Source organism: Paenibacillus sp. P5_B5, from assembly GCF_056400365.1.
The window spans coordinates 1-24,238 of sequence record NZ_JBFULK010000022.1; the positions used below are offsets into that span (position 1 = coordinate 1).

Annotated in this window: 29 protein-coding genes; 7 read left to right on the forward strand and 22 right to left on the reverse strand. The window is 39.0% G+C overall.

The window, feature by feature from the left end:
* Nucleotides 1-107 precede the first annotated feature (107 nt).
* Nucleotides 108-551 (forward strand): hypothetical protein, encoded by a 444-nt coding sequence (locus tag AC1DOK_RS21835; protein WP_477556417.1) that lies wholly within the window; start codon nt 108-110, stop codon nt 549-551.
* 357 nt (nt 552-908) lie between these two features.
* Here AC1DOK_RS21835 and AC1DOK_RS21840 read toward each other — a convergent pair whose 3' ends face one another.
* From AC1DOK_RS21840 to AC1DOK_RS21860, 5 genes are all read right to left on the reverse strand, one after another.
* Nucleotides 909-1,694 (reverse strand): aspartate dehydrogenase domain-containing protein, encoded by a 786-nt coding sequence (locus AC1DOK_RS21840; protein WP_477556418.1) that lies wholly within the window; start codon nt 1,692-1,694, stop codon nt 909-911.
* A gap of 1,016 nt (nt 1,695-2,710) precedes the next feature.
* Entirely contained in the window at nt 2,711-2,944 is a 234-nt protein-coding gene (locus tag AC1DOK_RS21845; RefSeq protein ID WP_477556419.1) for a LexA family protein, read from the reverse strand.
* Nucleotides 2,945-3,085: 141 nt separating this feature from the next.
* Complete coding sequence (locus tag AC1DOK_RS21850) at nt 3,086-3,472, reverse strand: hypothetical protein (RefSeq protein ID WP_477556420.1); 387 nt, start codon at nt 3,470-3,472, stop codon at nt 3,086-3,088.
* Between the two features lie 188 nt (nt 3,473-3,660).
* Nucleotides 3,661-4,029, reverse strand: a complete 369-nt coding sequence (locus AC1DOK_RS21855) for a hypothetical protein (RefSeq protein ID WP_477556421.1) — start codon at nt 4,027-4,029, stop codon at nt 3,661-3,663.
* Nucleotides 4,030-4,256: 227 nt separating this feature from the next.
* On the reverse strand, nt 4,257-4,445 hold the full coding sequence (locus tag AC1DOK_RS21860) for a hypothetical protein (RefSeq protein WP_477556422.1): 189 nt from the start codon (nt 4,443-4,445) through the stop codon (nt 4,257-4,259).
* Between the two features lie 367 nt (nt 4,446-4,812).
* On the opposite strand from AC1DOK_RS21860, the gene AC1DOK_RS21865 reads away from it, so the two are divergent.
* Nucleotides 4,813-5,013, forward strand: a complete 201-nt coding sequence (locus AC1DOK_RS21865; protein ID WP_477556423.1) for a helix-turn-helix domain-containing protein — start codon at nt 4,813-4,815, stop codon at nt 5,011-5,013.
* Nucleotides 5,014-5,374: 361 nt separating this feature from the next.
* On the opposite strand, the gene AC1DOK_RS21870 is transcribed toward AC1DOK_RS21865, so the two are convergent.
* The 5 genes from AC1DOK_RS21870 to AC1DOK_RS21890 form a co-directional block, all read right to left on the reverse strand.
* Nucleotides 5,375-5,578 carry a hypothetical protein gene (locus tag AC1DOK_RS21870; RefSeq protein WP_477556424.1) on the reverse strand — a complete coding sequence of 68 codons (204 nt, stop codon included), beginning with the start codon at nt 5,576-5,578 and terminating at the stop codon, nt 5,375-5,377.
* An 11-nt stretch (nt 5,579-5,589) separates the two neighbouring features.
* Nucleotides 5,590-5,856 (reverse strand): hypothetical protein, encoded by a 267-nt coding sequence (locus AC1DOK_RS21875; RefSeq protein WP_477556425.1) that lies wholly within the window; start codon nt 5,854-5,856, stop codon nt 5,590-5,592.
* A 288-nt stretch (nt 5,857-6,144) separates the two neighbouring features.
* Nucleotides 6,145-6,936, reverse strand: coding sequence for a hypothetical protein (locus AC1DOK_RS21880; RefSeq protein ID WP_477556426.1), 792 nt, complete (start codon nt 6,934-6,936; stop codon nt 6,145-6,147).
* Nucleotides 6,937-7,010: 74 nt separating this feature from the next.
* On the reverse strand, nt 7,011-7,217 hold the full coding sequence (locus AC1DOK_RS21885; RefSeq protein WP_477556427.1) for a hypothetical protein: 207 nt from the start codon (nt 7,215-7,217) through the stop codon (nt 7,011-7,013).
* A gap of 109 nt (nt 7,218-7,326) precedes the next feature.
* Complete coding sequence (locus AC1DOK_RS21890) at nt 7,327-7,527, reverse strand: hypothetical protein (RefSeq protein WP_477556428.1); 201 nt, start codon at nt 7,525-7,527, stop codon at nt 7,327-7,329.
* A gap of 73 nt (nt 7,528-7,600) precedes the next feature.
* On the opposite strand from AC1DOK_RS21890, the gene AC1DOK_RS21895 reads away from it, so the two are divergent.
* Together AC1DOK_RS21895 and AC1DOK_RS21900 are read left to right on the forward strand one after the other, a co-directional pair.
* Nucleotides 7,601-7,939 (forward strand): hypothetical protein, encoded by a 339-nt coding sequence (locus tag AC1DOK_RS21895; protein ID WP_477556429.1) that lies wholly within the window; start codon nt 7,601-7,603, stop codon nt 7,937-7,939.
* A 99-nt stretch (nt 7,940-8,038) separates the two neighbouring features.
* The gene (locus tag AC1DOK_RS21900; RefSeq protein ID WP_477556488.1) at nt 8,039-8,302 is read left to right on the forward strand and encodes a tyrosine-type recombinase/integrase; all 264 of its coding nucleotides are present in this window, start codon (nt 8,039-8,041) and stop codon (nt 8,300-8,302) included.
* 131 nt (nt 8,303-8,433) lie between these two features.
* On the opposite strand, the gene groL is transcribed toward AC1DOK_RS21900, so the two are convergent.
* The 8 genes from groL to AC1DOK_RS21940 all read right to left on the reverse strand — a co-directional run bounded on the left by groL (nt 8,434) and on the right by AC1DOK_RS21940 (nt 14,492).
* Nucleotides 8,434-10,065, reverse strand: a complete 1,632-nt coding sequence (groL, locus tag AC1DOK_RS21905) for a chaperonin GroEL (protein ID WP_477556430.1) — start codon at nt 10,063-10,065, stop codon at nt 8,434-8,436.
* Nucleotides 10,066-10,191: 126 nt separating this feature from the next.
* Nucleotides 10,192-10,473: a co-chaperone GroES gene (gene groES / locus AC1DOK_RS21910; RefSeq protein ID WP_477556431.1), complete on the reverse strand. Its 282-nt coding sequence runs from the start codon at nt 10,471-10,473 to the stop codon at nt 10,192-10,194.
* A 196-nt stretch (nt 10,474-10,669) separates the two neighbouring features.
* Nucleotides 10,670-11,434, reverse strand: a complete 765-nt coding sequence (tatC, locus tag AC1DOK_RS21915; protein ID WP_477556432.1) for a twin-arginine translocase subunit TatC — start codon at nt 11,432-11,434, stop codon at nt 10,670-10,672.
* Between the two features lie 90 nt (nt 11,435-11,524).
* The gene (gene tatA, locus AC1DOK_RS21920) at nt 11,525-11,779 is read right to left on the reverse strand and encodes a twin-arginine translocase TatA/TatE family subunit (protein ID WP_477556433.1); all 255 of its coding nucleotides are present in this window, start codon (nt 11,777-11,779) and stop codon (nt 11,525-11,527) included.
* A gap of 51 nt (nt 11,780-11,830) precedes the next feature.
* Nucleotides 11,831-12,835: a molybdopterin-binding protein gene (locus tag AC1DOK_RS21925; RefSeq protein WP_477556434.1), complete on the reverse strand. Its 1,005-nt coding sequence runs from the start codon at nt 12,833-12,835 to the stop codon at nt 11,831-11,833.
* Nucleotides 12,825-13,325, reverse strand: coding sequence for a MogA/MoaB family molybdenum cofactor biosynthesis protein (locus AC1DOK_RS21930; RefSeq protein WP_477556435.1), 501 nt, complete (start codon nt 13,323-13,325; stop codon nt 12,825-12,827). The genes AC1DOK_RS21925 and AC1DOK_RS21930 overlap by 11 nt, the downstream gene beginning before the upstream one ends.
* Nucleotides 13,326-13,356: 31 nt before the next feature.
* On the reverse strand, nt 13,357-13,854 hold the full coding sequence (moaC, locus tag AC1DOK_RS21935) for a cyclic pyranopterin monophosphate synthase MoaC (protein ID WP_477556436.1): 498 nt from the start codon (nt 13,852-13,854) through the stop codon (nt 13,357-13,359).
* Between the two features lie 26 nt (nt 13,855-13,880).
* Nucleotides 13,881-14,492, reverse strand: coding sequence for a 5-formyltetrahydrofolate cyclo-ligase (locus tag AC1DOK_RS21940; protein ID WP_477556437.1), 612 nt, complete (start codon nt 14,490-14,492; stop codon nt 13,881-13,883).
* Nucleotides 14,493-14,747: 255 nt separating this feature from the next.
* Between AC1DOK_RS21940 and AC1DOK_RS21945 the strand changes: the two genes are divergently transcribed.
* Nucleotides 14,748-16,715, forward strand: a complete 1,968-nt coding sequence (locus tag AC1DOK_RS21945) for an ABC-F family ATP-binding cassette domain-containing protein (RefSeq protein ID WP_477556438.1) — start codon at nt 14,748-14,750, stop codon at nt 16,713-16,715.
* 58 nt (nt 16,716-16,773) lie between these two features.
* On the opposite strand, the gene AC1DOK_RS21950 is transcribed toward AC1DOK_RS21945, so the two are convergent.
* Nucleotides 16,774-19,089 (reverse strand): ATP-binding protein, encoded by a 2,316-nt coding sequence (locus AC1DOK_RS21950; RefSeq protein ID WP_477556439.1) that lies wholly within the window; start codon nt 19,087-19,089, stop codon nt 16,774-16,776.
* An 11-nt stretch (nt 19,090-19,100) separates the two neighbouring features.
* Nucleotides 19,101-19,271 carry a competence pheromone ComX gene (comX, locus tag AC1DOK_RS21955; RefSeq protein WP_477556440.1) on the reverse strand — a complete coding sequence of 57 codons (171 nt, stop codon included), beginning with the start codon at nt 19,269-19,271 and terminating at the stop codon, nt 19,101-19,103.
* A 171-nt stretch (nt 19,272-19,442) separates the two neighbouring features.
* Here comX and AC1DOK_RS21960 point away from each other — a divergent pair, with 171 nt between their 5' ends.
* The gene (locus tag AC1DOK_RS21960; RefSeq protein WP_477556441.1) at nt 19,443-20,900 is read left to right on the forward strand and encodes a spore germination protein; all 1,458 of its coding nucleotides are present in this window, start codon (nt 19,443-19,445) and stop codon (nt 20,898-20,900) included.
* Nucleotides 20,901-21,015: 115 nt separating this feature from the next.
* Nucleotides 21,016-22,179, forward strand: a complete 1,164-nt coding sequence (locus AC1DOK_RS21965) for a copper amine oxidase N-terminal domain-containing protein (RefSeq protein WP_477556442.1) — start codon at nt 21,016-21,018, stop codon at nt 22,177-22,179.
* 514 nt (nt 22,180-22,693) lie between these two features.
* On the opposite strand, the gene tsaD is transcribed toward AC1DOK_RS21965, so the two are convergent.
* On the reverse strand, nt 22,694-23,725 hold the full coding sequence (gene tsaD / locus AC1DOK_RS21970) for a tRNA (adenosine(37)-N6)-threonylcarbamoyltransferase complex transferase subunit TsaD (protein WP_477556443.1): 1,032 nt from the start codon (nt 23,723-23,725) through the stop codon (nt 22,694-22,696).
* A gap of 3 nt (nt 23,726-23,728) precedes the next feature.
* The gene (gene rimI / locus AC1DOK_RS21975) at nt 23,729-24,232 is read right to left on the reverse strand and encodes a ribosomal protein S18-alanine N-acetyltransferase (RefSeq protein ID WP_477556444.1); all 504 of its coding nucleotides are present in this window, start codon (nt 24,230-24,232) and stop codon (nt 23,729-23,731) included.
* Between the last annotated feature and the right edge of the window lie 6 nt (nt 24,233-24,238).

A 24,238-nucleotide genomic window follows, 5' to 3' on the forward strand; every position in this document is an offset into this window, starting at 1 on the left:
CTTTGACCGCCTTCAGTTTGAATTCTTCTGTATATGTTTGAAATGATTGTCCTTTTTTAGCCATAAAAATATCCCCTCCAAGAGTCACTCCCAACCCTCATGATAACATGACGGTTTTTTTGAGTGTCTACTTAAAGGGGATAATACCACTTGGGAAGCTTTTCTTAATACTTATTCCTGTAGACGATTTGCTATTAATTATTTTTAATATTGTCTCACTATTAATCGGTGAACCTTTTTCTTATAGTCATAGTTTGTCTGGTATTTATTTAGGTGTAACATTAGCATTTGGAGAAACGATTATTGAATGGTTGGATAATAAAATTAATAGAGTTAAAACAAACAAGAAAAAAGATTACCACTATGAAATGTATTACTTTAAAAAATGGCTGCTTGCTGTACTAATTTATCTAATAGTTATGGGCGTTTTTTATATTATACTTTCAATAACCGGAGAAGCATATAACACTTTCGAAGCATTGCCTGGATTCGGTATTGTTACTGTTATTTGGTATGTAACAGGACCTTTATGGGTGAAAAAAGAATCTTAGTAACCTCACCTAATAAAAAAGGTCTCTCAACAATTCAGTGAATTGATGAAAGGCCTTCTTAATTAGATTATTGAGTTTTTTGCTGCATTATCGATCTATTAAATCCAATGTTTAAAGTAAATTTGTACATTATGTGTTGCTGAGAATGATACTTCCGATGAGTTCGTGGTCAAAATGTGGTCATTGTGTGGTCAAAATACCACAGAGTGGTTACAAGTATATTTACTTTAACGGTTGCGACAGAGCTTATTTCGATGTTTTTGCACACTCTGGATTTTTAACTGTAGTAGCAGAGCCTATTATGTGCATTTCAATGGATTTTTACGATTTTTGCTGAATTAGCCGCTATGGCGACCGTTAAAATACAATTGGTGATACGATATTTCGCAACACTGCAACTACACTCCAGCCAGCAATGTTACATGTTCTGGAATAAATATTAAGATCCGTTTTTACTTCTTCTCCTTCAATTTCGATCTTATATTCATCCCCTCTAAAGCCGGGAACTGCATCGATATTCAAAATTGTCTGTTCAGGGCCGGCACTGGCAAGTGCTGTGGCAACTGCCACATTAAAGTGAAACGGCAACATTTCAATAGCCTCTTTCGTATTTCCGCTAAAGACTTGCTCTGGCTCTGTAATATTCATTAGCTCTTCTTTAAAGAGCGGAGTGTAAAACAAGGAACGTAATGATTTTTTAGATGTCATTGTTGCATTGATTGGGCTCATTAGGGCTGCAGTACGGAGAACATCAAAACCGCCAACTGCACCGCTTGCAATATAAACCTTTGTATTATGCTCTGCTGCGGTTGCTTTTACTCGGTTATATAGCTCAGCATCCGCAAAAGCCCCAATAGACAATACTACCAAGTTGGATCCGCCTTTTAAAATTGTTTCGCTGTACTCTCTTACTGCTTGAGGAGAGGCAGCCTCTGCAATAATATCCGGATCTAGTGCCAAAAGCTCCTCTATACTATGGCAAGGCTTGCAGTCATGGCGCTCGGCAAAAGCCTCTGTCCGTAAAGGATTCCTGCCCATTGCACCAACAAGCTCATATTCCGGAAGATAACCGTTATGTAAAGCAGTTGCAACAATCTCATTTAAATATCCGCAGCCTAGAAATGCTAACTTCATTTTTTTCATAATTCCTACTACTCCTGTCTTGTCTTTTTTATATGCATAGCAAAAAAGCAACCTTGGAATAACCAAGGATGCTTGTGACACGCTCAAGTTACTTTCGAAACGTATTAGGATCCAAGTGTACTTTCTTGGAAATATTCCTGCTACAAGTTCACCAAGCTACAGTTACTATACTAGCAAGTTATATAGCAATAATCAAGAAGCTAGCTCTTTTGAGGATTATACACTAGTATAACTAATATAAAGCTCATTTTTAAATTTCATAGTACTAATTCATCGAACATTATTTACTGAAAAGAGATGCAACGGACGATTCGGAAGTACATTGACCTTGAGGGGAACGTTCAACTTCCATGCGACTATGTATAAATTTTGCAATAGAGATAGTTTTTATCTCCCATAATGATTTATGTTTCCACACAGCTTGCAAACCCTATATTTTTTTGTGGTAACAAAAAGGCTTCTCACCAAGTTCGAATTCGAACTCGTGAGAAGCCTTTTTTATTTCGATGTGACCAAAATGTTGCCAAACAGCGTTTCCGCTAGCGGAAACACTTGATATATAAGGGGTTAAAGCCCCTTATTACATCATGCCGCCCATGAAGGTATACTCTGTAACATCGTTAATAGTTTTTGAAGAAACCTCGCTATATAAGGGATTTTCACGTTTAATGTGTAATATTATTAACCTTATATTACATGCGAGACTATGACCGCGTTAAATTTTTGTTAAATATTTAACATGACCACATTCTAACAACGTTGTAAGGGGATCATAAGATTAGGAATACCTTCACGTCAACTTGACGATAAACTCCCCTTGCTAGCGAGTTGGAAAAATTGTAGATCGATTTTTGATTCAAGAGCGATTGAGACACTCACGAATTGAAACAACCTTTAATTTATATTCTCGAAGGTTGGAAATGATTAGCCCTGAAGCAATTCAATTATAAAAAGAGCAATGAGGGAATCACGCCCCTCTTGCTCTTTTGTTCTTTCTCGTTACCTAATCATTAATATTAATAATTTGAATAAATCTCTTCATGTTTTTTCATGTGAGTTTTGTATTCTTCTTTTACTAAATCTGGTTGCAGAACTTGAACAGTCTTAATCTGACCTTCTCCCCAACTAATAGTCCCGTTTTCATGTAAACGATCTAATTGTCCATATAAGGACGAGAGAGTACTATATCCAAGTGTTTTTCCTAACTCTTTCACTGTTGGGGCGTTTCCTCTTTTTTCTGTGTGAACCAAAATTGCATGAGCTACTTCTATTCCTTTTAGTTGTTTGTTTCATGGTATTTGCTCCTGTATAAGATTATTTCGTCTATTATACAAGAACACAAGTTCTTATTTCAAGACAAAAAAATAACCCAGTCAAAAAGTATGCCTAGGTTATCTTCTTCTAAATATCGCTGTTAACCAAGTCGCATTTACCCAATATCCCAACAATAAACCAACTACTAATAGTCCATATTCTGCGCCATATACTTCATATTCTAAATTAACTCCGTATCCAATAGCGCCACCAGAGGTGCCCCAAAATAACGTAAAAACCAATCCGACTATAGATTTAATTACACCCAAATTAATAAAACGTTGTGCTAACCACATTATTATTGAAGCTGCCAGACTAATGAGGAATGGTACCATTGTTTTTGTTTCAGTTCCAATCCAGAATATAATCATTGGAATGAAAAAGAATTGAGATATTAAGAGCGCTGTATCAGCTTTTTGCGATTCATATTCATGCATTGCATCCTTAAATTCATGTTTATTCAAGGGACCGACTCCGATCATTTGTATTTATTTCACCTTATAATCACTTTTTATAAATTCATTGTACTACAATACATAATTTTCCGCTGTTAAACTTTTACATTACCCAATTCATGAACTTTTTCAAAAAAGCTATACTTAAATAAATCCCTACCGACCAATTAAGGTTAGTAGGGAAAATACCAAGATTATTATCTTCTAAATATTCTTTTGAGATGTACCCTATTTAATAAGAGGCCAATTAGTAGCCCAAACAATAATCCTCCATAATTTGCACCGTCGACACCCTCCTCTAATAAACCATTTCCTGCATACCAACCAGCATAAATCCAATAAGAGGTAAACAATAACGCAAGTATACAATCTAAAATAAATAAATGAATGTAACGATAGATTAACCCAATAATCACAAGGGCAATAACGGTATAAATAACAGGCCACATTGAATTATTTTCTATTGCTACTATCATCATAGTAAGGGGAATCAAGAAGAAATTACCACTAAATGCTTTATTTCCACTTACGTCATATTCCGCATCTTCAAACTCCTCTTTGTCCAAAAAAATCACTCCTATTATTTTAAGTATAACAATTTTAAAAATTTAATTTTTAAATAATTCGCTTTACTAAAGTTAATGACGCTTAAACATTGCCATCCCTTAGATCTGATGTATTACAATTCGGCATGTTGTTACATTTTCCTGCATACATTAACAACGTTTTTGGGCTCGAAATCACAACCCTCAAATGTTTGCAGATAACAAAGGTTAGTAGGAATTTTTGCAGATCACTTTGTTTTAAATAGCTTCACAATCTCATTATGCGATATATAAATTAGTCCATCTCTAAGTCTCAACTTGATGTAACCATTTAAATACTGTTCCGCAAAACCAATTACATTTTCACCATCTTGAGTGATTATATGGAGTCTACTTCCTTCTTTAGCTGCTTGCTGTAGCATCAAATGATATTTCATATGGTCCATCCTTTCGATCAGGCTTATATGTAAATTCACCTTCTCAAATCAGCTTTCCTTTACGAAAATATCATAGGTTTCGACAAATTCCCAAATAATGGTATAGTAATTGCAAAAAGGAGTGATAACTATGGACAAGAAATCAAATCAGATAAATAATGGAGCTCAAATGACTCATGGGTCTTTTGGGTAGGAGTGTGTGTGAGTATCAGCTAGCTTACAACTGACCTGTAGCATCAAGAATAGTTAACACACTTTATTTCAATCGCCGAACATCTGGACCATTTATAAGAATATCCGTTAGCAGGCTTTTTATTAAGAAGCTTTAACTGGAATTATGCAGAAAAATAGGAGCTGAGTTGAGGTTATGACTTTGTTAAAAACCAATAAGGAAGATTTCGAGAAAGATACACTTGAGGTATCTGATATCAGGAAAATCTTAGGATGCGGCATTAATCAAGCATATGCTTTAGTACGGTCGGGCACGATCCATCACGTTAGGGTTGGTAGGAAAATAAAGATTCCAAAGGAATCATTTTATGCGTGGTACAAAGGAGGGACGAATTGAAGCTTTCGTTTTAATTACATACCGTACTTTCGCTTTTATCTCCATATTCAACCTATCTAAATTATAGGTATTAATTCGAAGCGGGAATTAAAGAAGCTTCCGATTGGGTAACCCCAAAGAGAAAGCGAAAGTGAATTTTGAAATTGAAATCTAGAGGGTTTTCGGGCTCGCAAGCACCCGCAGTGTAATTTATTCGTCAGAAGGACCCGTGAAGGCTCTGACAGGCTCACTGTAAGCTTCTAACTACTAAGGACGACCAATGTATCATCCGAATAGAACATGTGTTCTAAAATGCTTGTATGAAGCTCATATAGTGTGAGAGCAATTGATCCCTAATAATCTAACTCTCATCCACTAAGCTTCATCTCCAACATTTTTGTTTACACGATAACCACACGATCCACATGAGTGCAATAAATATCGCACCATCATAACTACCTCTACTTAATGAGAGCACTATAGATATCCCGAATAGAACAGGGATGATCTCAGTGAGAATAGATATGAACTCTGCGAGTCTTCCGTAAAGGGTTATTCCTGTCTGATCAACTTTTAACCACTTCAAGTTCATCCCTCCTAACAATAACTCCGATTGACTTTTCTCATCGGGCTGCGATCTAATACCTGGCTGACCAATAAGCGCTCTAGCTTTCTCTGGTGCTTCTTATGTTGCCGTTCGGTCTTATACTTTCTGTTCACCATCACTCGAAACATAGTCCAGTCAATCCGATCAACTATGGATTTAAATACATTACCGATAGCTTCAGCTAACCTCATTAAGCGTTCCTTCGCTCGTTCCCATGTGTTGTTAATTGTTTCTTTCTGTTCTCTTGTTAGCTTCATTCCATTTGGATATAGACATTGCATTTAATTCATTCCTCTCTTAAACGTAAATAAGCCACTCATTTATAGAGTGACTTTTAATCTATTTTTATAGCTACATGTTGAACAGAATGTTCGACATAATATATATATCTTTTTTCTTTTTTCTTTCTTTCTTTCTTGGGGGGTCAAATGACCACCACTAGTGGGGGCTATTTGACCACCAGTAGAGGGGGTTGTTTGACCACCGCTAGATAAATAAATATTAAGAGTATCTGCAAAAGAAAAAGCACCGGTTATGGTGCTTATTCAACCAATATTCTCTTGTTTTTTTATGTCTTTTGCAACTTTATCTATAAATCTTTTCAATATTATTGATTCTACGTCAATTCCCTTTTCAAATAATCTTATTTTAATTTCTTTGAAAGGCAATGTACCTAATTCGCTATAACATTCATGTAATATACGCTCTATTATTTTATATTCATTAAAACTTATAGTAGAGGAGACATTAACATTATTGTCTTGATTATTATATGTAATTACCCCCATAATTTTAGCTTCTAAATCATCCATCCTTTGAATCAAGTATTTATCTGAGTCTGTAATATCCACACTTTGTATGATACTTTCACTTTGAATAGCTCTATATATAGGATTATCTGGCATCACATCTGTTAACGCTTTTTCTACCATGCCTTTAAATTGGTCGGAAAGTTCAACTGAACCTTTGATGTCATTTGTATAAAATATAGTTCTCTGTTCACTTATATCGAAAGGTAATGGCGTTCCTTTTTCACAGATTTGGACTACTGGTTTTCTTACTGCATGTCTTATTGCTAGCTCATACATCACGTTGGCATTTAAATTTGTTAGGTTTGCAATAACTAGCTCCGCATTTAAGACATTCTCGATTACCTGTCGTGTAATTGAACCTCCTTCGCTCATCCTATGAGCTACAATCACTTGATAACCTAGATCTTTTAGTATAGGTTCTATTACTGCATCAATAACTCCGTCAGCTTGTCTTCGTATAGGCGAATCATCTGCACCTATCGGAGTCACAATGAAACATTTTTTAATTTGGTCCGTTTGTCCCATTTAATACAATCACCGTCCTTTTGTCCCCATTGTCTATATGTGTCACTATTCGACACTAGGAAGGTTTTCCCTCTTTATTTAAAGAACATATACCAACCCCATATCGCAATAATAATTATTGCTCCAACAGATGCAAGTGTACCTACAGCCTTACCTAATTTATTCCTGAACATAGAGACAATCACAACCCATGTAATTAATGAAGCAAACAGCAGCCAAAAAGGTTTTGCAGATAAACCATCAGGTAATTTAACACCTTCAAAAATGTTCACTTTACTCAATAAAATCGCCCCCTATCGCCATACTTCGACACAAGCAAGGTTTTTCCTCTATATCATTAGAAAAACCACTCAATAGAGTGACTTCAAAAGAAAAAGCACCGTTGGGTGCTTAATATTCTTCAAATTCGATATATAAAACTTTATCCAAGAAAATCAACCCTGCATCTTCATGCGGAAATATCCTGTGACTACCTCTTTCCAATACTAACTCCATAACTTCTCGCTTTGTTTTTTCATAGAATTTAGCTTGTTTCTGCGTCCCATTAATTAATGTAAATGTTACTACTACTGTGCGGTTTTCTTCAGACATTTTATCATCCTCCTTAAGCCATACTTCGACACAAGGAAGGATTTTCCTCTTAGATATGTAAAAAGCCACTCGGTTGATGATCTTTAAAAAGGCGGTTGAGCTCGACGTGATTAAGCTGGATCCTATTCAATATGCTACCCTTCCCAGGCCTCAAAGAACCGTGGAGGAAATCGAGAGCAAGAAAGAGATACCAAAGTTTCTAGAAAAGGAAGAGTTGGCATTATTTCTAAAGACTGCACAGAAACATGGTCTCGATGGGGATTACCTCATATTTTTGACTCTCGCATATAGCGATATTCGTGACGGTGAGCTATGCACTCTCAAGAAGTCGGATTTCAATGCGGACGAGTTTACTTTAAGTATCACCAAAACATACTATAACCCCATCAACAATGTATTAAAGTATACGTAGCTCCCACCTAAGACAATTACTTCCGAAAGAAAAATTGAGCTTGATCCCATTGTGTTCAATGAGTTGGAGAAGCATCTGGCTATACAAAACGAAGTCAAGATGAGGCATCAGAAGACGTATCATAACCACGACTTTGTATTTGTTGATTTGGTTAAAAAACACGGTTACCCGATCTACATCAAAAAGGATGAAAACCGCATGACTCGAATATTAAAGCTAGCAGGTTTAAATCATGAGCTCACACCTCACTCATTAAGACACTCTCATTGCTCGTTATTAGCTGAGGCTGGCGTTCCGTTACAAGATACCATGGGCTTGGCCATAAGGATGATGACACCACAAATAGCGTATATCTCCATGTGACAAAAACAAAGAAAAAAGAGGCTTCCCACAAGTTCAGTGAACTCATGAGAAACCTCTCCGTTAAATAAATGTTAAATATTGAGTAAGTCCTCGCACTAAACCCTTACTGTATAAGGGCTTGAGAGCTATTCTTACATCATACCGCCCATTCCACCCATGCCGCCCATGTCAGGCATAGCTGGTGCATTCTTTTCAGGTTTATCAGCGATAACCGCTTCAGTTGTTAAGAACATAGCTGCAACGGATGCTGCGTTTTGCAGTGCATAACGAGTAACTTTAGCAGGGTCAACGATACCCGCTTCGATCATGTTAACCCATTCGTTAGTAGCAGCATTGTAGCCTACGCCGTTTGCTTCTTTCTTCAAGCGCTCAACGATAACCGAGCCTTCTTGACCTGCATTCGTTGCGATAATGCGAACTGGCTCTTCAAGAGCGCGAAGAACGATGTTCACACCTGTTTGCTCATCAGCGGATACTGCGTTTACTGCTGCAACTGCAGCGTATACGTTCACTAGAGCTGTACCACCACCGGATACGATACCTTCTTCTACAGCTGCACGAGTTGCGTTCAATGCGTCTTCAATACGCAATTTACGCTCTTTCAACTCAGTTTCAGTAGCTGCACCAACTTTAACTACCGCTACGCCGCCTGCAAGCTTAGCAAGACGCTCTTGTAGTTTCTCTTTATCGAACTCGGAAGTTGTTTCTTCCAGTTGTGCGCGAATTTGGTTCACACGTGCTGTGATATCTGCTTTCGCACCAGCACCGTCAACGATGATTGTGTTTTCTTTAGTTACGCGAATTTGACGTGCGCTACCAAGTTGGTCAACAGTTGCGGATTTCAAATCAAGACCAAGCTCTTCAGTGATCACTTGACCGCCAGTTAATGCAGCGATATCTTGTAGCATTGCTTTACGACGATCGCCGAATCCAGGTGCTTTAACAGCCACGCAAGTAAATGTGCCACGAAGTTTGTTCACAACTAGAGTTGCTTGTGCTTCACCTTCAACATCTTCAGCGATGATTAGAAGTTGTTTACCGGATTGAACAACTTTCTCAAGAACTGGTAGAATTTCTTGAATGTTTGTGATCTTCTTGTCAGTGATTAATATGTATGGGCTGTCTAGAACAGCTTCCATTTTATCTGTATCCGTAATCATGTATGGTGAGTTGTATCCACGGTCAAATTGCATACCTTCTACAACTTCAAGCTCAGTTGCAAAGCCTTTGGATTCTTCAACAGTGATAACACCGTCTTTACCAACTTTTTCCATAGCTTCAGCGATCAATTCGCCAACTTCTTCATCAGCTGCAGAAATCGCTGCAACTTGTGCAATGGATTGCTTGCTTTCGATTGGCTTAGCAATTTTCTGTAATTCTTCAACTGCTGCACGAACTGCTTTGTCAATCCCTTTACGAACAACCATAGGGTTTGCGCCAGCTGTTACGTTCTTCAAGCCTTCACGAATCATCGCTTGAGCAAGAACAGTTGCTGTAGTTGTACCGTCACCAGCTACATCATTCGTTTTAGTTGCAACTTCTTTAACAAGCTGTGCACCCATGTTCTCGAATGCATCTTCAAGCTCGATTTCTTTAGCAATTGTAACACCATCATTAGTAATTAATGGGCTACCGAATTTTTTTTCAAGAACAACGTTACGTCCTTTTGGTCCTAAAGTTACTTTAACTGCATTCGCAAGAGCGTCAACACCACGAAGCATTGCACGGCGTGCGTCTTCACTAAATCTAATATCCTTTGCCATCGTCAAGAACCTCCTCAAATTTTACCCGAAGTTCATCCTTCGGAGTTATCATATATGGTCGTTATAGATTCCATCTAAGCGGTCTACAATAGTAGACCAATAAATTGAATCTTATTTTGCGCTATATTAGGCTAAAATCGCAAGAATGTCGCTTTCGCGCATAATAAGTAGCTCGCGTCCTTCGAATTTCACTTCAGTTCCTGCATATTTGGAGAAAATAATGCGATCCCCTTCTTTAACTTCAAGTGGAAGACGCTCTCCGTCCTTAAGTGTGCCGCTACCTACAGCAACAACTTTACCTTCTTGTGGTTTTTCTTTTGCTGTATCTGGAAGAACGATACCACTTGCAGTAGTCTCCTCTTTAGCAACAGCTTCAATGACTACGCGATCACCTAACGGTTTGATCATGGAAAATTGCCTCCTTTAATTAAATGGGTTTATTGGATTTTTTTAGAACTTTAGCACTCAAAGCTATGTAGTGCTAACAACACTTTTTATGATACTGATTTCTGGTGACTTTTGCAAGTATTTTGATAAGAAGTTATGAAAGAAAAAAACCGAAACTATGTCCAATTCCTATAGACAATACCTTCGGTTATGTAAATTACATCTGTTCAGCATTAAATGCCTGCTCTCTTTCTAAATCGCCAATCAATTGTTTACGATAAATAAATAGAGATAAGTAAACGGAAAATTCATACAAGATGATCATCGGTACAAATACAAGAATCATTGATATCGCATCAGGCGGCGTTATGATGGCTGCTATCACGACAAGTGCCATGTATGCAATACGACGAAGCTTAATAAGCCGAGTAGGATTTAATATTCTCAGTTTCGTCAGAAACATCACGACAATTGGCAACTCAAAAATAATCGAAATAGGAATGACGATATTGAACATGAATGAAAAATACTGTGCTGCGCCAAACGTTTCTTCAATATTCAAGCTAGAACCAAGCGAAGTTGAGAAATGAAATGCGAGCGGAAACACAACGCCCAACCCGAAAGCAAGTCCAAGCAAATAAAGTAATACGGCAAAAGGTAAATAGAGTAGAGTTGATTTACGCTCCCTGACGCTCAATCCTGGGCTAACGAAAGCCCACAAGTGATACAACAAAACGGGTAGTGTAACTAGGAATCCGATTACAAAAGCAAAGCTCATATACAGACGTAAATTATCCCACGGGGAGAATGCATGCCAACTCATCCCGTTTGCAGGTGGAACATTCTGCATAAATAAGATAGCGGGCTTAGCGACAGCAATTCCTCCAACCATTCCGATCACAAGAATAAGTGCCACCCACATCACACGACGACGTAATTCTCCCAAGTGCTCTACGAGGTCTGTTTTTTGATTTAGTTCCATGAAAGCTACACCTACTTCCTTCACATTCGAATTCCTGCAATTTATAAGTCAAGTACACGATACCTAGCCCTTAATTAAAATGATTAACAATTAATCCGGTAAGCGTCTAGAATCCGTATTCCTATATTTCTTTTCTTCCACGTTCACAGGAACTGCTGGCTCTGTTGCTGCAGGTTTTGGCTTGGAAGCGGAATCATCTTCATCATCCAGAATTCCTTGCGCACTGTTCTTAAATTCACGAATCATTCTACCTAATGCACGGCCCATCTCTGGTAGTTTCTTAGGACCAAATAAAATCAATAATACGACAGCAATTAACAAATATTCTGATAAACCGATACCCATAATCTCACGTCTCTTCCTCTATAAGAATCATCAATCGATTCAATAAATTAACTACATTAATCCTCCATAGCCAAGTACAGTCACTTCTTCTCTACTAATCGTTTCACCTGCACAAATCCGCGGTAGAAACACATCAAATGAAGTATACTGATCATGCATGACACAGCCTGGTAATCCCATAACTGGGATTGATCCAAGATAAGCGATCATTAACATTGAACCAGGCAGCATAGGCGTCCCATACGAAACGACACGAGCACCTGATGCTCTAATTGCTCCCGGTGTACGGTCATCAGGATCAACCGACATACCTCCGGTGAGCAAAATAAGATCAACTTCTAGTCTCTCAAAATGCCGAATAGCCTCAATAATCTGATCACAATCATCAGTGGTATATAGTTGGTCAATGACTTCAGAGCCCAGCTCATTAACCTTGGCTTTGACAGCAGGACCGAATTTGTCCTTTATTCGGCCTTTGTAAACTTCACTGCCTGTTGTAATTAACCCAACACGTAGCTTGAGAAATGGTTTAACTGAAACTAATGTTTCTCCTAGATCTGCATACCGCCTTGCAATTTGCTCAACCGATGCAACCTGCGCTTCCTCAATGATCAAGGGAATGACACGTGTACCGACAAGAGATTGCTCCGGTTTAACGACCGTATTCGTCTTAATCGTAGAGATAACAACTTGGTCTAATTGATTGGCTTCATCTATAAATCGTTTGTTCACCTTAGCGAGACCATGCATTGTTGATTTAAGCATTACTTTACCTTCGTGTGGCTGGGTCAGCTTAATTCGATCACCTGCAATCGCTTGTGCCATTCGAAGCGCTGCTTCATCCTCATGTATGTAGCCTGATTGTAAATCCATTACATAGATATGTTCCTTGCCAATAGACAGTAAAGAGGGTATATCTTCTTCGCGAATGACATGTCCTTTAGCGAACAATCGTCCTTTGAATTGTCCTGGGATAATCTGTGTCAGATCATGTGAAAGAATCATCCCGACCGCTTCCTCAACCTTAACTTCTCTTAGCATAGAATTAGCTTTCATCATTATGTTCCTTTGTTACGCCCGTAAGAATATTTAATGCGTGAGGTAGAACTTCCATAACTGTGGCTAAGTTCTCCATTACGCCTTTTGGAGAACCAGGCAAATTCATAATGAGTGATTTACCTCGTATCCCAACTACACCACGCGATAGAATCGATCTTGGCGACTTATCCATCGACTTCATCCGCATGACTTCTGCCATACCGGGAACATCCCGTTCGATTACAGCAAGTGTAGCTTCAGGTGTTACATCACGTGGGCTAAGTCCTGTTCCTCCCGTTGTAATAATCAAATCCGCTTCAAAATAATCGGACATCTCGATGAGTGCTGCCATAATCTCGTCAGTCTCGTCAGGTACGATTCGATATTCAATGATATCTCCCATTAATTCTTCTTCGACTAATTCTCGAATCACTTGAGCACTTGTATCTTCTCGCTCACCTCGAGAACCTCGATCACTAACTGTCAATATCGCTACCTTCCAGTGCATCGATTCAGCCCCCAATTCTAATGTAACAAATTTATGATGAAGAAATAGTATCTATTTTGTGATAACTTCCACTTTTACCACCGGTTTTCATAATTAGCATCGTTGGTCCGATCATAATTTCTTTTTCAACAGCCTTACACATATCATACACGGTAAGAGCTGCAGCTGAAACAGCTGTTAGTGCCTCCATCTCGACACCTGTTACACCTGTAGTTCGAACTGTTGCTTCTATATATAATTCGTTACTGTCATTGTCGTCAAATACAATATTAATACCCGTAAGTGGAATGGGATGACAGAGTGGAATCCATTCTGATGTTTTCTTGGCTGCCATTACACCTGCTACTTGAGCAATTGCTAGCACATCTCCCTTATTCATACGTCCTTGCTTGATTAAATGAAGTGTTGTATGACTCATAGTCAGAGTCGTTCTTGCAGTCGCCACACGTTTCGTGACTTCTTTATCTGACACATCAACCATCCGTGCTCGTCCCTGCTCATTCAAATGTGTGAATTCTGAATCTGCCATCGTTTCACCTCATATTCTTATTTATTTTATTTGGATTGCACTCGAAGCTGCAATGATTCTGTTATTAGATAATCCATATTAACATCATTCCACGAAATAGGTACTTCGGGAACAACTTGTAAATCGAACGCTGCAGCCACTAATAAGGGCTCCCTGAGCCCATTCTCTCCGAACCGTTTAAAGAAACGGTCATAATAACCGCCCCCATATCCGAGTCTTGCTATTTTGTGATCAAAGGCAAGTCCAGGAACAAGAATCATCCGAATAGAGGACAAATCAGATATAACAGGAAGTGATGTTAGTGGCTCACGAATCCCCCATCCACCTACCGAGAAATCATTATAGCCCTTAACTTCATGTAGAATCATTTGCTTTGTCTGCTTAACTGTTCTAGGTGCAACAACACCTATATTCTTTGACCAACACCATTCCATAACAGGCGTTATATCCACTTCACTGCGAAATGGCATATAAGTCATCAGAATTCCATCATCCGATTCTCCGAACGTATCTATGCACACCTTGATTAGTTCAGAAACAATCAACTTCTCTTTGATTTGACGCTCCTCATATACAAGGCCGCCTCGTTTCGCTTCAATTCGCTCTCGCATTTCTATTTTACGTCGGTACATGTTCATTGTGAGTTTCATTCTCCATTAGTAGACTTTATTGCTTCTATTGTACCATATTGTGCTTTGTGTCCCAACTTCTAGAGATAAAGCTTTAGCAACATATCAAGATTATGTGAAGAAAACGTTGACTCTTTTGATTTCACACATTTTCCTGTAAACTGTTGTCATGAGGTACCCAAATTTCTCGTCAATTAGTTGAGAACGGTGAAGCCGTTTCTTCTTGCTGAATAGACTGAATAGAATTAGGAGGTTTACAGCATTATGCTATTGCAAGTAAGTGGTGTGTCCAAAAGCTATGGTGTCACAACCATATTATCAAATATATCCTTACAGATTGAAGAACGGGAACGAATTGGTCTGGTAGGCGTCAATGGCGCAGGCAAGTCAACCCTCCTGCAGATTATTGCCGGGGAAATACCTTATGATTCGGGGGATATATTCAAATCTAAGGAAACAAGAATTGGCTATCTTCGACAAAACTCAGGATTACGTGTAGATCAAACGATCCGTGCAGAAATGCTATCTGTATTTACATCGCTAATAGAAGCTGAGAAGGAACTCCGCGGATTAGAGGAACAAATGGCGGATCCGGTTATCCATGCAAATGAAAAGCAATACACACTTATCCTCGAAAAATACGATGCGAAATCCGAATGGTTCCGAAAGCATGGCGGCTATGAATTTGAAGCGAAAATACGTGGTATTTTACACGGTATGGGCTTTAGTCAAATGCCTCCGGACACTTTAATTGGAACGCTAAGCGGCGGGCAGAAAACTCGTCTGGCACTTACCAAAATGTTGCTTGAAGAACCAGATTTGCTTATTCTCGATGAGCCTACGAATCACTTGGATATCTCAACTCTGACCTGGCTTGAAAGCTATCTGCGCTCCTATCCTGGCTCAATTCTTGTCGTTTCACATGATCGCTATTTCTTAGATGCACTAGTAACAAGTATTTATGAAATTGAACGTACGACATCCAAACGATATACAGGCAATTATACGCGTTTTATCGAGCTCAAAGAGGCTGATTATGAAATACAAATGAAGCATTTTGAGAAGCAACAAGATGAAATTGCTCGATTAGAAGAGTTTGTACAACGCAATATCGTTCGAGCATCCACAACTAAACGAGCACAAAGTCGACGTAAAGCATTAGATAAAATGGATCGCATGGACATGCCTATGGGCAATCTGAAGCGCGCTTCTTTCACATTCGAGGTTGAACAGCCATCAGGGCGCGATGTTATGAACGTTCGCGGATTATCCATATCTGTTGGTGAAGGAGTAACACGTAAAACATTGGCTAAACATCTTTCATTATCCATGAAGCGCGGCGAAACTGCAGCCCTACTTGGCCCTAATGGAATAGGTAAAACCACACTATTACGTACTCTAATAGATCAACATACAGCAGATCAAGGTATAGTCGATTGGGGTACCAATGTGCGTATTGGATACTATGATCAAGAACAAACACATCTAAATCCAAATAATAGTGTTCTAGAGGAAGTATGGAATACATTCCCCCATCTAGATGAAGTACGAATACGTACGACTCTTGGTAATTTCCTATTTTCTGGCGAAGATGTTTTTAAGAAAGTGCGCTCATTAAGTGGAGGCGAGAAAGCTCGTGTCTCTCTAGCTAAACTAATGCTACAGAAAGCAAATGTGCTAATCTTAGATGAACCGACCAACCATTTGGATCTTTACTCCAAAGAAGTTTTGGAGTCTGCACTCATGGATTATGAAGGTACCTTATTATTCATTTCACATGACCGTTATTTCCTCAACAAAATGGCAGAGCATATCATGGAGATGACTCCTGATGGTATAACAGACTATCTTGGCAACTACGATGATTATGTCGAGAAAAAAGCAGAACTTGCTGATATGGAAGCACAGCGGCTAATACAGGAGAATGATCGACGAAGCAATGCTCAATCTGCGAATAGTTCTAGTCATGCAGCAGGAGTTACGGAAGAGAAGCGAGGAGATTTCGAGGCGAACAAGCAGTCGAAGCGAGAAGAACGAACCAGGCAACGGCGAATTGAAGCACTCGAGGCTGAAATAGCTCGAATTGAATCTGAGTTAACTGCTTTAGAAACAGAACTAACAGATCCAGCCGTCTTCAATGACTATTTACTAGTAGGTGAGAAAACAGCTCTTATCGATAGCAAGAAGGCTGAGCTTGAACAACTATATGCAGAATGGGAAACTTTAATGTAAGTATGATATAAGAAGCGCGTTCTCAAGATATAGGGTGAACGCGCTCTTTGCTTGTCTATTACATGATCGGTAGAATGACCGTTACCTTGAATCCCGCTCCTATTGCTGATTGAAATATGGTCTCTCCGTTCAAGCTTGCGACTCGTTCGCGGATACCCGATATTCCCATGTTTTTGGAGGTGGATTTGGAATGAACTAAATCCATTCCAACGCCATTATCTACATATTCGTATGTGATTGTCTTATCATCATTCCGAATTACTAGTTCTACCTCAGTAGCTGATGCATGCTTCATTGTATTACGTAATAACTCTTGTGTAATACGATAGAACATCAGTACATATTCATCATCTAATTTCAAATCAAGCTGATCATGTTCAAATTCAATATTAAAATTTGCATTCAATCCAGCATTAACGCATAGTTGATCAATTGCTTCGACAGCTCCCATTTCTTTAAGAAACGGTGGTCGAAGCTCATTACATGTCTGCCTGATCTGATGAATAACATCAAGCAGTCCTTCTTTAATCTCTTCCATACGAATGCGAACATCAATTGGAAAGTTATTATCATACAAAATATCTTCAAATTTTCGATACCATAACAATTGATCCTGTAAGGCCGAATCATGCAAATCCGAAGCAAGTCGACGTCTTTCATTCTCTGCTAGTCGAAAGACGAGTCGTGATACCCAGGCTGGAGAATCTTGCCCATTTCTAAGTTCAAACTCCGAAATAATACCTGCTAACATATCCAGGTTCTCATATACGATCCCAATATAATTGGCTAGTGTTCGCAGCCATATGAGTTCATCCGGATTGTATTTCATACGATTCTGCTTATTATCAATCCACAGTAAGTAATGCGTCTTCTGCTTCTTACCAATTAGTATACAAATACCTATATTCAAGTTAAGGAGCTCACCAATTTCATGCGTCCTACTCGTCTGGTTCGTTAATTCTATAAACTTAACATCCGGTAGTTGATTGCTTTCTTTTCGAATCTCTACGCATTGATATTCATTATCCACTTCTATAATAGCTGCTGACGAAATAGGGAGCATTCTTGTTACTTCTTGTATGATTAAATCTTCTAAATCAGCTTGCTTATTAACCTTCCTAATTTGCTCAGAGAACTGATTTAAACTTAGCTGAAAGTTCAGTTTCTTCTTGAAAGGAGTCGTGTTCAAAGGTGATTCCAATCTTTCCTTCACGTACAACAGAATAACAATCATGATATAGACGATAATGAAAGCGAAGAGAAAGTGGGCTAATGTAAATCTACTGAAATCTACAAATAAAAATAGGCTTAAAGAAATAATAAGAGATGGTAGTATTGCAAACCAACAATAATAACGTAAACGATCAATTATAAAATCAATATCTAGCAGTTTCTTAGATACAACTAAATAGACATACACAATTGGAAATAGAAGTAAACCGATTGCGGCAACGTAGGCTGATAAGAAGATTTCATTAAACAATAATCGTGGCAAAGCATACAAGAATATAAAGGGAAAGAAAGATAGTAAATTCCCGATAATCATGTATTTAAAGATCGGATTATAAATCGTCTTACGAAATTGAATATATCTAGTTACTAAAATATAAATCATATAGATATAACCGAATGAAAAAAGCAGCAATGATCCGTTAGCTACCAAAGATGGATGAACCTTGTATCCAAAGTCTGTGTATATAGATGCAACTACAAATATAAAAAACAATGAATTTATCCCATAGAAACCGTAGATCAATTTAGGATTCAACACTTTAATATTGTATTTTATAAAATAGCTGTACAAAAAATTTAAAAGTAGAATCGGAACCAAGGTTAAAGCTATTGCGACGAATACTTGTGCGTAAGCAAATCTCATCCCGGATGGCATGCTGCCTAGATAGCATAATGCAGTTGTCATAAAAAACAATATCAATAAATGCGCCGAGCTATCTTTCCTTGCTTTAATAAAGAGAAATAAGGAAAAAAGATAGAGTACGAGGAAAATAATAATTGGAATTCTCAAATTATTGCGCGCTTTAGTTGAATTGAAATCTTCGTCAACAGAAACAATAATATGCCTACCATCACGGATTACTTCTATGCTTTTTGCTTGTTCAATCGAGTTAAATTTAATTGTCGAATGTTGGTCAGGATTGGCTCCGTCGATTTGCAGCATCTGATCACCAACTCTAATACCATTATGTGCGCCCCAGCCTTGTCGATCTGTGTAGCTTACAATCCATTTCCCCTCGGATGTTTTATTGAGATCGACTCCGATATATATTGTATTTAGTGACACATTAATGAATACAACTGCGACAACTAGAGCCGCAATTAGTAGCATCATAATGCTGTAAATCCTAGTTCTAGACATCTAATCCTCCATTACAACCAAATTGACTTGGGAGTAATCGTGCTCTGTTTATTGCCGCTGATTACTTCAATAAGCGCCTTTTGCTCTATAGTTGTAACACCTATTAATGAAGCTTGTCCATTACCAACTAAAGCAAGAACATCCCTATTACCTTGCAAGTAAGCTACCATTTCTTTCAACATACTCAATCACCCAACCCTTCAAATTAAATGTACATCTCCTCACATTGAAAATATAACATAAAATTCAAAATTATTACAAATAAATTTAGAATTGATTTAAGTACCTCGATAATGGATATAACTTAAAAAAGCTAGTTGTTTGTAAGTCCATTCCATCTGGAGGTATTATCAATGATCAAGCTTACAACTGAACTGAGCGATAACGTTACCTATTTAAAAACTGCCTTAGGTGTTGATAAAAGCTTTGATGTCATTCATCGTGAATTAGATTACGGCGGTAAAAAATTTGCGCTTTTCTTTGTCGACGGTTTTGCAAAAGATGACATTATGAATTTGATTACGATCAATTTATCAACACTTCATAATGACGAGTTGACAACTGATGCTGTTCATAAGTTACTCCATAAATATATCGGCTATTTAGAAGTAGATAAGACAACGAATGTCGAACAGATCGTTACCGCTGTCTTATCAGGACCACTAGTCTTATTAACTGAAGGATCTAATGAAGCGCTCATTATTGACGCTAGAACATATCCTGCTCGCACACCTGCTGAACCAGATAATGAACGCGTGGTTCGTGGTGCACGTGATGGTTATACGGAAACGCTCGTTTTTAACACAGCTCTTACCCGTCGAAGATTACGTGATCCCTCACTAAGAATGGAATACACGCAAATTGGCAGAAGATCGAAAACAGATGTCGTCATTTCCTATTTAGAGGATGTGGCTGATCCCGAGCTGATTGAGAAGATCAGAGAACAACTACAAAGCATCGATATTGACGGCGTACCAATGGCTGATAAAACGATCGAAGAATTTGTTTTCAAGCATAATTGGAATCCATTTCCACTAGTACGTTACACAGAACGGCCTGATGTTGCAGCCATACATTTATTAGAAGGCCATATACTCATTTTCACAGATACATCACCTAGTGTTATCATTGCTCCCACAACACTATTTCACCATGTACAGCATGCAGAAGAATATCGACAGAAACCGATTGTCGGTGCTTATTTGCGCTGGGTTCGTTTACTAGCAATGATAGCATCCGTGTTCTTGCTTCCGATTTGGTTCATGTTCTATCTAGAACCGCAATTACTGCCTGTGAGCTGGCTTGAACTGGAGTTTGTATTTCCCAAAGATCCTGGACTAGTACCGATAATTGTCCAGTTGATACTTGTCGAAATAGGCATAGATGTCGTACGAATGGCGGCAATCCATACACCTTCTTCATTAGCAACTACTCTCGGACTCGTAGCTGCCCTAATGATTGGTGAGATTGCGATTCAAGTTGGTCTGCTTAGCAACGATGTCATCCTCTATTTCTCCATTGCTGCTATGGGAACCTTCGCAACTCCAAGCTATGAATTTGGTCTAGCGACCCGGCTTGTGAGAATTTCATTATTAATTCTTACAGCATGGTTGCATGTATGGGGATTAGTATTAGGCTGCACTGCCTGGTTCATCTTACTCTTAACAACAAGTTCACTGGGGACTCCATATCTATGGCCACTTATACCATTCAACGGACGTGCATTACTAGATGTTCTCGTGCGTTCTCCAGTTCCAGCCAGAATTAAACGACCTTCTTTCCTGGATCCACAAGATCCGACAAGAAAATAACCAAGATTTAGCTCGAAAGTTCAGTTCTGAAATCGTTTGCCATCCGTTACAACTATCGATTACTATTAACTATAATCGCAGCATTCTCACACTCATATAACGGAGGCAGATCATAATGAACAAAAAGATGGCTCTATATCTATCATTGGCACTTACTTTAACAACATCGTACCTGAACCCAGGGAGTGCTTATGCTTCAGACGTTAATATGAAAGTTGGGAATCAAGCACTTTCCTTTGTATTTGCTCAGCCTTTTATTGAAGATGGACGTACATTAACACCCTTACGTGATTTATTAGTAGGGCTAGGAATAACGAATGATGAAGCTCATATTATTTGGGACAAGGATAAACAAAGTGTTACAGCAATTAAAGACTCTATTCAAATTGAATTGACTGTTGGGAATAAAGTTATTTATAAGAATGGTAAGCAATATGCCGAGCTTGATGTTCCTGCTAAGTTAGTTGGCGATCGTGTATTTATACCTGCTCGTATTGTTGCTGAAGCCCTTGGTCATAAAGTCGTATACGAAGCGCCAACCAAGACCGTTCTAATTGATCCTAAAACCATTGTCTACACAGATTTGAATAAACTCGTCAGTGTAGTTCAAGAGACTTTGCCTAAGATTAATGTGAAAACTAATGGTCAGCTAGATAATTTGGCTAATGACAGCTTAGAATATCTGAAGTTAATTGATCAGAAGCAGCTTGTCCAAGCACTATACGAATCTTACAACAAAGAACGCAAAGAAGTACTGGATTTCATTGAACAACATTATATGTCCAAATTAGGTGTATTTTTCGAACTAGCCGTTGATACCAAGAGTCCGTCGGCTTATCGAATTGCCCTGCCAGATCTGATTGCTTCACTCCCAACTGACCCACTTGTGGATCAACTAGAAATCATTATGAAAACTCATCCTAACGATGATGTTCGATATACGACATCCTTTTACTTATATAAATTCCCGAGCACTAGAACAATGAAAATATTTGAAAGCATTTTACCAAATGAACAAGCGGATAACGTCTTTGTTAACGCTGCAGCCTCTTATCAGACAATCGGAAGAACGATGCCTGTTGCCTATGTATCTTCTCTGTTTACTAGCTATATGAATGCTTCTGAGAAGCAACGCGATAAATATAAATCTTACTTACTTCTGAATGTCCGCAACCACGACTCAACCAAAGAAGCGTGGAACACACTATTAACCGAGAAATCTAAATCCAAAGTAGAACAAGAGCAGAAGACAGCTCAGGAATTACTAAGTCTCAAATAAATACGAATCATTGCAGCCCCGCATTCACGAATAGAATGCGGGGCTGTGTATAACAATCAAAAATATTCACAATATTACTTCTTCACAATTTTATCCACATACAATTTGTGAGTTAATCCCTGTTTTTTCGCTTATTTATGCACTTCTGCACAGCTTTATCCACATTATCCACAAAAATTCGCGCAAAAGTTACTCAGATTTTATTCCAGTTTTGCAACCATAGCAACAGTAGGTTACATAAGAGATTGAGGCACTTATACACACTATCCACAGGGCCTGTGCATAACTTCATACACAAGCCCTGTGTACAGTTCTGTATTTACATAAACAGCCTGAATGCATGTCGATCAAGAATCAAGAATGGACATTACATGTGGTTAATGCAATTCCTATGCTGCTCTAATCACCAAGAGTCATGCCACCCACTTGTATAACACATAAAAGCCCGCCATCTCTTATAGTAGAGACGACGGGCTTTTAGCCATAATATAATTTAAAAGCATGACATCTCGATTTACCAAGTTTCAAGTGGCAGCATCGGGTCCGCTTTGAAGTCGAGGGAAACGAATTCTCGTTTATCCCATTTGATCTGAGCGGCGGCGCCAATCATCGCCGCGTTATCTGTACATAAGCTCATCGGTGGTACGATGAGTGGAACACCGATCTGCAAGCAGCGCTCAGCAAGACGCGTACGCAGGCCGCGGTTTGCCGCCACGCCACCAGCGAGCAGCAATTGGCGTGCGCCGAACTCTTGAACGGCGCGCTCTGCCTTCGTTACGAGGACGTCAATAACGGACTCCTGAAAGCCACGAGCAATCTCCGCAGGCACGATCGTTTCGCCTTTCATCTGTGCTTGATTAAGCTTGTTAAGCACTGATGATTTAAGTCCAGAGAAGGAGAAATCATACGAATCAGGTTCGAGCCATGCACGTGGCATAACAACCTCATGATCGGTCTCATGCGCAAGACGATCAATGTGAGGACCGCCAGGGTATGGTAAATTAAGTGCTCGTCCGACTTTATCATAAGCTTCACCTGCTGCATCGTCACGTGTCTGCCCGATAATGTGGAAGCTGCCGGGCGAATTCATATGCACAAGCTCTGTATGACCTCCTGACACAACTAAAGCAATTGAAGGATATAGCAATTCATTCTCCAGTTGATTCGCATAGATGTGACCCGCGATATGATGCACACCGATAAGCGGTAGATCAAGTGTTAAAGCTAGCGTTTTAGCTGCAATGATCCCAATTAAAAGCGCACCAACAAGCCCAGGACCTTGTGTGACAGCGATCGCTGATAGATCATCTGTCGTCAGCTTAGCTTCTTCAAGCGCTTGCTGCATAATAAGGGTAATGGACTCAACGTGCTTACGAGAAGCAATCTCAGGAACGACACCTCCATATTGACGATGCGTTTCTATTTGAGATGACACGACATTTGAGCGTATGAATCGGCCGTTCTCAATAATGGCAACAGCTGTTTCATCACAGCTCGTTTCAATTGCCAGGATGTAAGTACTCTTGTTATCAGTCATATTAACCATCTCTCAATCATCTGTATACTTCGGCAAATCAGCCCACATAATCAAGGCATCCTCATTATTGTCGGTGTAATATTTAGGTCTGACACCTGCACTGTTAAATCCAAGCTTCAGATATAAATTCTGAGCTACGATATTGGATTTACGCACCTCAAGTGTCATCTTCTCAGCACCAAGAAAAGCAGCAGTACGCTGTAATTCAGATAGAAGCCGCTCGCCGAGCTTAATTCCACGGTACATAGTCCTCACCGCAATATTCGTAACATGCGCCTCATCCATAATGATCCACATGCCACCATAACCGGCTATATCTCCGTTACATTCCATAATCATATATTTAGCAAAATGATTATTCGTCAGCTCATTGGTAAATGCAGTTGCTGACCAAGGTGTGGTAAAGCATTCTCGTTCAATATTAACGACATGCGGAATGTCTTCTAATGTCATATGACGAAACTCCAAGGAATGTATTTCCTGTGGTGGCTCCATCCATTGTGATTGCTGATCCATCGTTCC